Here is a 12,770-nt window from a genome sequence, read left to right on the forward strand (position 1 = left end):
GTTTTCCCTGCTTTTTTCTCTGTATAATCGATATACATTCAAAAATTTTAGAAAGGCTGGTGTGTACATTATGAAGCCCTCGTCTTTAGCAATAGTCGCCGGAATCTTATTGGCTCAGGGAGGTATCCACCTGTTGCCTAGACTATTTTCTCTTATTCAGCTAAGTGATTTGCTGGTAATCCTTTTTAATCTGCTGCTTTTTTACGTTATCATTTCTGCATTGAAGCCATTTAAAACAGCAACAAAAAAATAAGCAACGCTTTATCGACTTGATGGAGATAATAAGGTGAGAACATTTCTGCTTAATCCCTAGCTTGGAAATACCATCCAAATACGAGACAATCATCTATCCTTAAACTTTTAGTATATCTAAATCCGCAACTGAAACAAATGACTATACTGTACTGGTATAGTCCCCTCTACATAGGACGAGCAGCTGCAAGAACAACTTTTCCATCTCAAATTCAATCAAGAAGACTATCCGCTTTTTTTGATAGTTTCTTGTTTTTTTTAATAAAACTACTCATAGCTAGTTGATTATTTATATTTAAGCTTAAACACATCCTTTCATTTAAACTGAATCCCCTCTATATTAATGAAATTTTCTAATACAACTAGCGTTCATAAGACTATTATCAAAAATATAGTTTTTGTTTTTTATTAAATAAATATTTATTTCTGTTTGTTATAGCAGTATAATATTTGAAAAGAGCAATCTTTAGCTATGGAGGCGTTCAGCTATGGACCCATTAAGAATAGGAGCAGTTATTTTAATTCAGGTAAATGCTACAGAGAAAACCTGGGTTACAATAATCGATGTCTTGCCAAACAATAGATTTAGGGGCGCCCTCTTTCTTTATCCACTTACAAAAGACAATATTCTAACTTTCGGTGAAAGTGATATAATTGATATCGACCTTTAAACAAGGTATCCTTTTGTCTTGCTTATCTTTCCCTCTCTTGTTCCGAGCAGGAAAATGGCATTCCCTTATTCAGAGTCTTTCATAGCTCACAGCGTATCAATGTTATCCGTTTAAAAAAATAATTCTGTGCTGCTGTTGGAAATATCCTGACAGCAGTTTTTTATTTTTCAAAATTCCTGTTTAGTCTCCTTTTATCTTCTCTTTTTCAGCAAAAAATCCAGCTTGATTTATCTAGCTTAGACAACCACCCAATCCAAATAAAAATTTTGTTCTCTTTCTCTCAAATATTTAGAAAAACAGCTTGTATTTCTAAATAAAGATTTGTATGATTGAAATGCTGAATTAAATAATAAAGACTAGAAAAGAGGCATGATGATGGGAAGAAAAGAAGATAGAAGAGCAATGCAGAAAAAACCAGTAACAAAAAAATGGTGGTTCTGGTTTCTTCTGCTTTTATTACTTGGAGGCGGCGGCTTCGCAGCTGTGAAATTCATCCCGATAGAATTGCCTTTTGGAAATACAGCCAGTAAAGATTCTTCGGCAGAAACAACAGAAGAAACAACAAAAACAAGCACTCCAGCTGAACCAACCACAGATATCCTAGCGAAATATGCCAAAATCCAGCTAGGAGATCCTTTAGTAGAAGATGTGAAAGGCTCAAGCTTTGATGACGTTGTCGGCTTGTTGGGCGATCCTAGCTCAAATGTAGACTCTGAACTGAGCGGGGCGCAAACAAAAATGGCTATCTGGAATAAATTCAATGGGAAAACAACTATCAGTGTGAACTTTAAAGATAATTTTGCTACTGGTAAAAATGTTTCAAATCTAGTATCGGAAACGAAGGAAAAACCTGCCGGGAGCAAATTTGAAGGGATTGCTACTGACGGAAGCTACACTTATGAACAGGCTGTCAAAGATCTTGGCACGCCGGACTCGTTGACAGATGCTCTTGTCAACGGTGTAACAGCTGTTACTGCATTTTGGACAACAGACAACGGGCAGAGCTGGACGATTCATTTTGACGATGGTGCAGCGGTTTCTGTTGAACAAGTAAACTAGTTCATTCGTTTACGAAGAAGAGCAGGTAAGACAAGCTGCAGCTCAGATAGTTAGCCGGTATTGATGACTATCCGTTCACGTTGCTCAATTTAGTTTCCAAGGGGCAGCTACTGGGGATTTATCCTTTAGTATGACTCCGCCGTGATGCTCAAAATATAGAAGACTATCGAAACATTTTTTGATTTAAAGAGGGCGGTTGTGCCAGAAGGGTTCAGCTTCAAGCACCTACCTGGTGTTCCACAAATTTTTGCGAATTTTCTTCTTATTGTCGAAGAAGTTACTTCTAAAACACCGTTTATCTAGGTTTAAGGGACTGAGGCATACTAATGTCACAGCCCCTCTTTAATTTTTTCTATTCCTGATAACTAGAACAGTCCAGCCTTAGTAGTGCTGGATTGCCGTTGTCTTGATGTTTTTGACTTGAAACTGTATGATAATGAATGAAATGATAAAAAGGGGGTGAAGCTTTGCGACGCCCACTAACTTGGAGGCTTATAAATATGAGTATCTCGTTAACCAACATACGCCAATGCTTATTGGACGAAGGGCTTTTAAAAGAGCTGACGACAATGACTACCTGGTCGCTTACCATATCAGAATCCTTTTCTGACACAGTAGTTGATACACTTTCCTATGATTCCAGAAAGGTTTCTGCTGAAACGCTTTTTTTCTGTAAAGGATTAAACTTCAAAGAAGAATATTTAAAAGCTGCCGTCACTGAAGGTCTGCAGTTTTATGTATCCGAAACACCTTACGATGTACCCGCAAAGCTGGGCTTTATTGTTACTGATATAAAAAAAGCTATGGCTGTACTGAGTATGCTGTTTTATGACTATCCACAAAAGAAAATGACCTTAATTGGATTTACTGGTACAAAGGGCAAAACTACAGCGGCCTATTTTACAAAATTCATTTTAGATTTGTCAACAAGCCATAAAACCGCCATGCTATCGACAATGAACTCTACTTTAGACGGTGTTACTTTTTTTAAGTCTCATTTAACGACACCTGAATCATTAGACCTTTACCGAATGATGGCGGAAGCTGCTGCAAATGGGATGTCTCATTTCGTCATGGAGGTTTCTTCTCAGGCCTATAAAACACATCGGGTCTATGGTCTAAACTTTGATATCGGACTTTTCCTGAATATTTCACCTGATCATATCAGTCCAATTGAGCATCCGACGTTTGATGACTATTTCTACTGTAAGAGACAGCTGATCCATCATTCTAAAAGAATTATTATCAATCGGGATGCAGACTATTTCCAACTATTGAAGGAAACAGCGGAAATGGCAGAAACACCCATGATTACGTATGGCAGTGGAAAAGCCGCTGATACAGACTATGTTTATACAAAAGATGCTCAGCATTCATTAGCGTTCTCTGTACAAGCTGCCAATGATTCCCTTAACCTCTCTGGAAACTATCAGCTGCGTTTAGGTGGAGATTTCAATATAGGAAATGCGCTTAGTGCAGCAATCGCCAGTCGTCTGGCAGGTGCTTCCAAAGAAGATTGCCGGCAAGGAATTGCTGCCGCTACTGTACCAGGCCGTATGGAGCAGCTAACACACGTGAATGGTGCCCAGGTTTATGTGGATTACGCCCATAATTATGATAGTTTGAAAAACCTGCTCAGCTTTGTAAAAGAAGAGCATTCAAATGGAAAAATCATTGTCGTGATTGGCAGCACTGGAGACAAGGCAATTTCACGAAGAAAAGATTTTGGAGATGTTTTGTCTCAGCTGGCAGATATCGCTATTCTAACAACAGATGATCCAGCCTCTGAAGATCCTCAGGTAATTGCTGAGCAGATTGCGGCGCATATTCTTCCTGCTGTTGATGTCCAAATCATTATCGACCGGGCAAGCGCCATCAAAGCTGCTTTGAATGCCAGTGCACCAGAGGATGCTGTTGTACTAGCTGGAAAAGGTGCTGATCTATATCAAAAAGTCGGTAAGGAAGATGTTCCTTATGAGGGAGACTACCTTCTGGCAAAGCAGTTTATTGAAAAATACTAAACAATGGATTGACTACGTACCGTATTCTAAAAGAAGCTGTGGTATTACGAGGTACTCCTCAAAAGCTGTTTTCAAGTGCAGCTTTTGGGGAGTGCCTCGTTAGTCTGTCTTGATTTCATAAAACCTGATCACCGGTGTCCCTAAAGCTGCTTTTCTAGTCAGACTAATTTTTATTAAGAATCATCGTATCCTTTTTTTCATACTTATTATGACCACTTTTCGCCTTCTTATTTTTCCAGCATTTTATAGCCTCCTGCAGCGTCCGCTCCTGATTATCTGCAAAAAAATCCCGAATATAAGTATTGTATTCAAATTGATTCTCTATTTTTGTCGTATTTTGCTTTTTATCTTCCATAATTTGCTTATACGCTTGAATAGATTCCTCATATGTTTTACCTGCATGCTGCTTTAACCAGTTTTGAAATTGAACATTGAAGGTGAAGCCCTTTCCAATCTGTTCCTTATAAAAAGCCCGATGAATTTCTGAACAAACAAAATTCTCCTCGATTTTTTTATCCAACGTAATTTCATGTATAACAGGTTTCTGTTTTGGAGAACTACTGACTCTGATTTTTTCACCAGTTGCTAAATAGTGTGCGATTCGCTTTGTCAGCGCTTCTTTGTTCCCTGTAGTCTGCAAACCTTCCTCTCTACAGAATGCCGCCAGCTCTTCTTTCAAATAATAAAAATCTAAAAATACTGCTGAATCCATTGTCTTGCTAAGTATCGGTCTTTCCATAGTCACAGCTCCTGTCTTTATACTTGTTTTATTTCTCCATTTTATCATTAGAAACACGCTTTTTTCTGATAAATCATGCTGTAGTCTCATTTTTTTCTTCCTTCCTCATGCTATACTTTTTCTAAACAAACAGAGGAGGAAAAATTATGTTTTATTGGGTGCTTATTGGATTGAATTGTCTTATGGGGCTTGGGGCAGCAAGCGGAAGCTTTCTCGCTCTAAATGCAGGTGCCAGAGAAGCAGTTGGCATCGACAATAGCATGCTGGTTAATTCCCCATTTACCTCGTTCTTGATCCCAGGTCTGTTTTTGCTGCTGGTACTTAGCGGCGGAAATATTCTAGTTGGTATTCTTTCAATAAAAAAATTACCTGAATTTCCATATTATCAGGCAGCTATCGGTTGCATTCTCTGCTTATGGATAGTCATTCAATGCATCATGCTATGGGAAATTGTAGCCTTACATCTTATCTTCTTTATTATAGGTTTTATACAGTTGCTGCTGGGTGTTGTTTTGATTCGAAAAAGACATAGCCCTTTTCCGTTTATCGCTCATCAAAATTAGAGCATGATTAACAACCAGAAAGGAGTACCATGCTATGGATTTAATCCATGTAGGAACCACAACGATTGAGACTCCCCGTCTAAAACTGCGGCCATTTACAAGCGCTGACAACCATGCGATGCGTAAGAATTGGATTAGCGACCCAGCTATTCAAAAAATGTATTCTGAACCTACCTATCATACAACTACAGAGGTTGCAGACTTGTTAAAAAAATGGATCGATAGTTATCAAAGCAATACCTACTATCGGTGGGCGGTCTGCTTAAAAGAAACAAATGAATGCATTGGTCAAATAGCCTATTTCCTAATTGATGATGCCAATCATTTTGGCGAACTGGAATACTGTATTGGATCAGCTTTTCAAAATAAGGGCTATATGACAGAAGCTGTACACGCAGTTTTAGCCTTTGGCTTTGAAACGGTTCAGCTAAACAAAGTACAAATTTGCCATAAATCCACAAACATGCCGTCAAAACGGGGAATTGAAAAAAGCGGCTTTACTTATGAAGGTGCTTTACGAGAATATTTCTACATAGATGGTGAATATGTAGACCGGCTTTATTATTCAATGCTGAAAAACGAATGGGCGACCATCTCGTTGGACTAAAATCCAACGAATTTCTGTGAACCAAAAAAATGAACCGATGATCCAAAGTTAGGTTTTGGGTCTAACTTTAGAGATATCGGTTCAAGCTTACAGAAATTTTTTTGCAGCTAAACAAAGAAACAAAAATTTTTAATTAATAAAAGTAGAAACCGCTGTATACGGCAAGTTCAAATCAGCTGCAACTGCAGGATTAGTCATCGCTCCGCCAATCGTATTGACCCCCATCTTCAACGCTTCGTTTTCCTTCAAGCTGCCTTCAAAGCCTTTATTCGCCAGCTCTAATACATACGGCAATGTCGCGTTCGCCAGTGCAAATGCAGAGGTCTGCGGCACAGCTCCCGGCATATTTGCCACCGCATAATGAATCACACCATGCTTCACATACGTAGGATTTTCATGAGTGGTTACCTGATCAATCGTCTCAAAAATCCCGCCTTGATCAATTGCAATATCTACAATAACCGAATGCTCCGGCATTGATTTCACCATATCTTCAGTTACCAGTACAGGGGCTTTATGTCCCGGCAGTAAAACCGCTCCGATTACTAAATCGGAAGTTTTAACCTCTTCCTGAATATTGAACTGATTGGACATCAGTGTTTTGATTCCACCGTTGAACTGATTATCCAGCTCCTGCAGGCGTTTTGTACTTACATCTAAAATCGTAACATCTGCTCCCATGCCTAATGCGACCTTCGCTGCATTCATTCCCGATATACCGCCGCCGATAATCGTTACTTTACCTTTGCGGACGCCAGAAACACCACCTAATAAAATACCCTTCCCGTCAGGTACTTTTTCTAAACAGCGGGCACCAATCTGAGTTGCTAATCTGCCGGCAACTTCACTCATAGGCGTCAATAACGGTAGTGAGCCGTCTGCCAACTGAACACTTTCATAAGCAATTGTTTTTATTTTTCTTTTCATCAATTCTTCTGCTAATGGTTTATTCGCAGCTAAATGAAGGTACGTAAACAGGATTAAATCCTCTCTCAAAAATTGATATTCCTCAGCCAGCGGTTCTTTTACTTTAAGCACCATTTCCTGTTCCCAGGCTTCTTCGGCTGTTTTTACGATTACTGCACCTACCGCTGTATACTCCTCATCCTTGATTGAAGCACCTGCACCAGCATTTGTTTCCACAAATACTTCATGACCCGCATTGATTAAATCAAGTACGCCAGAGGCTGGCAGTGCAACCCTGTTTTCGCCAATTTTGATTTCTTTAGGAATCCCTATTCTCATACTTTCTACCTTCTTTTCCATTCGATTTTTATTTTCTCACATATCTATGTAAAAATTATAAGGTAAGAAAAAATGATGTGCAAGGTCGTTTTACGTATTTGTGATAATTTTAACGAACGATTGTTTTCTTATTCTTCGATTTTCGTTACGGTTATCTTGTTAAAATGTATCTCTACATTTTCCGGATTAATACAGCCTGTCTTTTCTTCAAGTGTATTCAAGATTCCCGTTGTCATGCCCCATTTTAGAATGTCTTCATCAGAATAACCCCCGTCTATTGCCGCTGCTAATCCTGCCAGTGTAGCATCTCCGGAGCCTACAGGATTCACTACATTTATTTTAGGAATCGTCACTTGATAAAGAATATCCCCATGCTTCGCTACAGCTCCTTCAGCCCCCAGTGATACGACCACCCAATCAATTTCTTTAAAAACAGGATTTCTCAGCTGCTCTGCAAGCGTCTCTTTTCCTGCCCTGTCAACCTCAAGTAGCTCAGCTATTTCTGTTTCATTCGGTTTAATCAAAAACGGCTTATTCTCAGAAAATACGGCTTGTTTTAGTGTTGCCCCTGACGTATCCAGCAAAACCGGAATTCCTTTTTCAGCAGCAAGACCTATCAACACTTCATAAAAATCTGAACATAAGCCGCCAGCCAGACTACCAGATATGGTTACTAAAGAAGTATGTTCAAGCAGCTCCGTGTAGTGGGCTAAAAACTGCTCCTCTTCTACGCGGGAGACTGTTGGGCCTTTCTCTAAAATTTCTGTTTGCTGCCCATGGTCATGAAGGATAGCAATCGAGTTCCGTGATTCCTCTTGAATCATCGTAAAGCTGTGGTTGATTCCCTCCTCAGTCAGCTTTTCTTTTATATAAGCACCTAAATATCCCCCTAACACGCCTGTAGCCAACAGCTCTTTCCCAAGCTGAGAAAGAACCCGTGAGACATTTAATCCCTTGCCGCCAGCTGTTTTTGATACCTTTTCCACCCGGTTTACTGTATCCAGTTTGAAGCTTGCCAACGGGTAGGACATATCGACAGATGGATTCATCGTAATTGTTAAAATCATTATTTGATCTTCCTTTCATAAAAGCTGCTTTACAAAAAAGCTGAGGTGATTGGCGTCACCAGTCATCTCAGCTCATTTTTTTATTTTACATATCCGATAGCGGATTATTCTCCTACCTCTACCTTATCGTGCCAAGAGGAGGCGGTACGGTTAACTACCTCATTTAAAGATTCAATGTTTGCTCTACCTTCAGAAAGCAGCCAGCTGCTGGCAGCTTCTTCTCCTGCTTCCACAAACGGCTGTACCCCATTTTTCCATGTTGCTCTACCACATAGAACACCATTAAACGTAGAACCGGCTTCTTTCGCAAATTCAAGGGTTTCCTGGAATAATTCCGCAGAAACGCCAGCGCTCAAAAAGATAAACGGCAAGTGCGTTGCATCGCTTTGTTCTTTGAAGTAACCTAAGGCTTCTTCACGAGAATAAACGATATTCGTACCGTCCTCCGCAAATCCTTCCACATAATTCATATTCACCGGCACTTCCACCTTTAACACATCAACCTTGTATTGAGGCTTAGAAAATTCCTTCATCATTTCAATAACCTTGTGTGCTTTTACCTTCGCATATTCTTCAGAGGATGCATCAGTAATTCCAGCATCATAGGAAACCAGTTCAAGATAGAAAGGAATGTCTTCGCCAAAGCACTCACTGCCCAAGCGTTCCGTAAATACATGCTTTAGATGGTTAATTTCCGCTGACTCATCCACATCATAATATAATAGGAACTTAATTGCATCGGCTCCCTGGTCTTTTAAACGACGTACAGACCAGTCTTCCAGCAAGTCCGGCAATCGTCCCGGTGTAGAGGCATCGTATCCGGTTTTTTCATAAGCCAACAGCAATCCGGCATCAGTGGCCCTTGCTTTGGCACCCGTTAAACCATATTCAGGATCCAGCAAAATTGATGAAGCAAACGGTGTTAATTCCGCAGAAACCAGCTTCTTAAAATCACTAATCTGTTCATCTGTAGCCTCTTCACCAAATGCTCCAATCATTTTCTTCAATGCACCGCGCTGATCAATTGCCAGCGCTTCAATCAGACCGTTTTCTGTAGATAATCTATCCATCGCTTCTTTTTTTGCTTTACTTATTTTCAGCATACTTTCTTCTCCTTTATTCTGCAAAATTAATCTTTTTTATATAGTGACCGACCGTCTACATAGGTTTCCAGCAGCTCTATCTGTGGACTAATAACTAGAAAATCAGCAGGCAGTCCCCCTTCAATACTTCCACAGCGATCCTCAATATGGACACTCTGTGCTGGAACTAGCGAAGCCATCTTCAAGGCTTCTTCAACCGTTGCTATATCCCAATCAACAACGTTTTTCACCCCATCAAAGAGCTGCAGAACACTGCCGGCCAAGCTGCCGTTTGACTGCAGCCGGGCAGCCCCATCCTTCACATCAACTGGGAATTCACCTAATGTATACTCTCCGTCAGGCATACCGCCTGCACGCATACAGTCTGTAATCAAAGCGACCTTTTCAGGTGTCTTTACCGTAATCAGTACTTCAGCCGCTGCCGGATGCACATGATGCCCATCACAGATTAGCTCCGCAGTGGTCTCTTTGGTATTCATTGCTCCGCCTACCATGCCAGGTTCTCGATGACTTAGTCCGCTCATTCCGTTATACGTATGCACAAATACCGATGCTCCGGCAAGAACTGCAGCCTGTGCTTGTTCATAACTCGCTGCACTATGACCGAGAGCGACAGTCACTCCCTGCTTCGTCACGGTTTGAATAAATTCAACTGCTCCCTCACGTTCTGGAGCAAGGGCAATTTTCCGAATAAGCCCATGACTCAGTTCCTGCCAATGATTAAATACCTCAATATTAGGATTGGAAAAATAACTGGGGTTTTGCGCACCTTTATGCTCAGCCGTAAAGAAGGGACCTTCAAAAAAGATTCCCTGAATTTTTGCTCCCTCGACCTCTTGATAGTGTTCGCCGATAGAAGCCGTTACTTCATTCAAGGTTTCTACTGCAGCTGTCAATGTTGTCGGCAAAAACGACGTCACACCGCAGCTTAGCAGCCCCTTAGACATTTCTCTAATACCGTCAAAATTGTTGTCCATTACGTCATGACCTAAAAAACCGTGAATATGTGTGTCAACCAGTCCGGGAGCTATCCAGCTGCCGCTATAATCAAGAATTGTTCCCAAAGGCTGCTCCTTCGTATAGCGTCCAAATTTTCCATCAGTTACTTCTAAATAGCCCGCTGCAGCTGTACCGCTCTTCAGAAAAAAACGGTCTGCCTTAATAAAATACTCTGCCATTTCTCTTACTTCCTTTCGTCACTAAAAAGCCAAAGAGCATCCAACGGATAGCCTCTCCAGTTCTTCCACTATTCAGTTCTCACATTCACGATGCATACTATTCTGCAAAAAAAGCACTGAACTCCTTTTGTTAGACTGTTTTCACTCAACAACCGGATTCAGTGCTTTCTATTTTCAAACTAAAGCTCATAAATTGTTACACCTTGAACGACACGGTTAACCGTTCCGGTTGGAGACGGTGTATCTGGTGTATTACCGACTTTAATTGAACTGTTCAATGCCACAGTTTGAGCAAACATCACATCTGGAAGTGCCAGATAGGCATCTGGCAACAGCTCTTTATTCGTAAAAGTAAACTGTGTTCCAGAGAAAGCTGTTTCTCCGGCCTGACCTATCCCGATAACTTCGGCAGCAATTTTATCCCCTTGAACCTCTTCTAAAATATCCAAATCATATTGCCGTGTATAAGGATCGTTATTTACAAAAACAAAGACTAGTGTATGCTCATTAACAAAAGATTTTGGCCCATGACGGAAGCCTAATGATGAATCAAAAACAGTGGCAATTTTTCCAGCTGTCAGCTCTAAAACCTTTAGCTGAGATTCTCTCGTTAGTCCTGCAAGAGCCCCAGAGCCTAAGTAAACAAGCCGTTGAAAATCAGATTTTAACAGCGCCTGAATCTCCGCTTCACGCTGAATCACTTCCTGACCCATTTCACTCATTGCCTCTACATATTTCACCTTCTGCTCCAGAGAAGTCAAATCAAATATCAATAGGCCCATCAATGTCATACAAGTAAAGCTGCCTGTCATCGCAAAGCCCTTATCATTTGATCGCTCAGGCATCAGCAACAGCTGAATCCGTTCATTTCCTGCAGCTGCCGCAGCCAGCTGACCATCAGGCGCACAGGTAATCGTAATATGAAAAATATTCTTTACGATTTTATTCGCGGCCGTCACTGCCGCTAAGCTCTCCGGTGAATTTCCGCTGCGGGCAAATGAAACTAAAATGGTTACCTCGTCCGGCAGCAGATAATCATACGGAGCTGCTACAATATTGGTTGTTCCGATGCTTTCAAAGGAGAATTTCTTGCTATCTCCGTTCCGGGTTAAGTAGGGGACTAAAGTATCTCCCACATATTGAGAGGTCCCGGCACCCGTAAAAATCACGCGTATTTTATCATTGGTTTCCTGTTTAATTTGTGCAAGAAAATCTGAAACAGCAGCTTCATTTTTACGATAGATAGCGACTGTTTCCTGCCATAATTCCGGCTGTTGTCTGATTTCACGAGTTGTAATCTCAGCGCCCATTTTCTCTAAAGTCTCTGCCTCTTGTTCGAACATTCAGCATGCGCCTCCTTGGTCTTAGTAAACTAGTCAGCGAACATGGCGTACCTTATAACGGAATTTATCTGCACGTGCGACACTCAGCGTAAATTCAATGACCTCATTTTTGATATTATAGGTCGTTCGAACTAAATTTAAGCTGGGGGCACTATAAGGCACTTCCAATAATTTCGCATCATTATCACTTACAATACTTGCATAAAACTCTTCTTCCGCCAGCTTGATTGTTTCACTATAATCTTCAGCAAAAATGTCATACAGCGGTTTTTTCTCTAAATCTTCTTTTTTCATTCTCATAAATTTTTTATAGGGTAAATACGAGCGTTCAACCATCATAGGCATGCCATCGGCACTTCTCAAGCGTTTAATTTTGATAATTTTTTCACCGAGCGAAAGATTTAAATGCTCAGCAAAGAATTTATTAGCTTCTACTATTCGGTATTCTAGAATAGCGGTATTCGGCTCTTTGCCCAGCTGTCTCATCTGCTCAGTAAAGCTGTAGCCGCCAGTTAAGTTTGTTACTTCCTGACTTATGGATGAAACAAAGGTGCCTTTTCCATGCTGGCGATAAATATAGCCCATTTTCTCCAGCTCCTGCAGTGCCAAACGCACTGTTGTACGGCTTAATCCATATTTATCTGACAGCTCCCGTTCAGACGGCAGCATAGCATGGGGCTCCAAATCTGTTTCAATCTGTTCTTTCAATAAATCAACCAGCTGATCATACAGTGGTTGTCTTCTCTTTCTTTCCAAAGTCTTCCCCTCCCGAATCAAGTGGTCGTAACCACATGATAAGTTTATCATTCTTTCATCGAATTTCAACGATTTTAGAAAGCAGCAGACAAACTAAGGTGATTTACTTACTCTAGAGATCGAAAGAAAAGACTGCAGACACTGAGGTTGCGACAGAATGATTCTA

The 12,770-nt window shown here is 40.7% G+C and carries 13 protein-coding genes; 6 read left to right on the plus strand and 7 right to left on the minus strand.

The features are described from left to right. Positions 1–70: 70 nt before the first annotated feature. The 4 genes from ACPWSO_RS14335 (at position 71) to ACPWSO_RS14350 (ending at position 4,003) form a co-directional block, all read left to right on the plus strand. The gene (locus ACPWSO_RS14335; protein WP_426084263.1) at positions 71–253 is read left to right on the plus strand and encodes a hypothetical protein; all 183 of its coding nucleotides are present in this window, start codon (positions 71–73) and stop codon (positions 251–253) included. 487 nt (positions 254–740) lie between these two features. After that, positions 741–923: a hypothetical protein gene (locus tag ACPWSO_RS14340; protein ID WP_426084264.1), complete on the plus strand. Its 183-nt coding sequence runs from the start codon at positions 741–743 to the stop codon at positions 921–923. 375 nt (positions 924–1,298) lie between these two features. Next, positions 1,299–1,982, plus strand: a complete 684-nt coding sequence (locus ACPWSO_RS14345; RefSeq protein ID WP_426084265.1) for a DUF3862 domain-containing protein — start codon at positions 1,299–1,301, stop codon at positions 1,980–1,982. A gap of 500 nt (positions 1,983–2,482) precedes the next feature. Further along, on the plus strand, positions 2,483–4,003 hold the full coding sequence (locus ACPWSO_RS14350) for a UDP-N-acetylmuramoyl-L-alanyl-D-glutamate--L-lysine ligase (RefSeq protein ID WP_426084266.1): 1,521 nt from the start codon (positions 2,483–2,485) through the stop codon (positions 4,001–4,003). 163 nt (positions 4,004–4,166) lie between these two features. Here ACPWSO_RS14350 and ACPWSO_RS14355 read toward each other — a convergent pair whose 3' ends face one another. Further along, positions 4,167–4,742, minus strand: coding sequence for a DUF6434 domain-containing protein (locus tag ACPWSO_RS14355; protein ID WP_426084267.1), 576 nt, complete (start codon positions 4,740–4,742; stop codon positions 4,167–4,169). A 146-nt stretch (positions 4,743–4,888) separates the two neighbouring features. On the opposite strand from ACPWSO_RS14355, the gene ACPWSO_RS14360 reads away from it, so the two are divergent. Continuing rightward, on the plus strand, positions 4,889–5,305 hold the full coding sequence (locus tag ACPWSO_RS14360) for a hypothetical protein (RefSeq protein WP_426084268.1): 417 nt from the start codon (positions 4,889–4,891) through the stop codon (positions 5,303–5,305). A 34-nt stretch (positions 5,306–5,339) separates the two neighbouring features. Continuing rightward, positions 5,340–5,912, plus strand: coding sequence for a GNAT family N-acetyltransferase (locus ACPWSO_RS14365; protein WP_426084269.1), 573 nt, complete (start codon positions 5,340–5,342; stop codon positions 5,910–5,912). 129 nt (positions 5,913–6,041) lie between these two features. On the opposite strand, the gene ald is transcribed toward ACPWSO_RS14365, so the two are convergent. The 6 genes from ald to ACPWSO_RS14395 form a co-directional block, all read right to left on the minus strand. Continuing rightward, complete coding sequence (gene ald, locus ACPWSO_RS14370) at positions 6,042–7,157, minus strand: alanine dehydrogenase (RefSeq protein ID WP_426084270.1); 1,116 nt, start codon at positions 7,155–7,157, stop codon at positions 6,042–6,044. A 128-nt stretch (positions 7,158–7,285) separates the two neighbouring features. Next, complete coding sequence (locus ACPWSO_RS14375; RefSeq protein WP_426084271.1) at positions 7,286–8,224, minus strand: hexose kinase; 939 nt, start codon at positions 8,222–8,224, stop codon at positions 7,286–7,288. Positions 8,225–8,328: 104 nt separating this feature from the next. After that, positions 8,329–9,327, minus strand: coding sequence for a tagatose-bisphosphate aldolase (lacD, locus tag ACPWSO_RS14380; RefSeq protein ID WP_426084272.1), 999 nt, complete (start codon positions 9,325–9,327; stop codon positions 8,329–8,331). 26 nt (positions 9,328–9,353) lie between these two features. Further along, positions 9,354–10,505, minus strand: a complete 1,152-nt coding sequence (gene nagA, locus ACPWSO_RS14385; protein WP_426084273.1) for an N-acetylglucosamine-6-phosphate deacetylase — start codon at positions 10,503–10,505, stop codon at positions 9,354–9,356. A 179-nt stretch (positions 10,506–10,684) separates the two neighbouring features. After that, positions 10,685–11,848, minus strand: a complete 1,164-nt coding sequence (gene agaS, locus ACPWSO_RS14390) for an SIS domain-containing protein (protein ID WP_426084274.1) — start codon at positions 11,846–11,848, stop codon at positions 10,685–10,687. A 33-nt stretch (positions 11,849–11,881) separates the two neighbouring features. Beyond that, the gene (locus ACPWSO_RS14395) at positions 11,882–12,604 is read right to left on the minus strand and encodes a GntR family transcriptional regulator (protein ID WP_426084275.1); all 723 of its coding nucleotides are present in this window, start codon (positions 12,602–12,604) and stop codon (positions 11,882–11,884) included. Between the last annotated feature and the right edge of the window lie 166 nt (positions 12,605–12,770).

The organism is Enterococcus sp. LJL51 (assembly GCF_049894025.1).
Lineage (GTDB): Bacteria > Bacillota > Bacilli > Lactobacillales > Enterococcaceae > Enterococcus_L.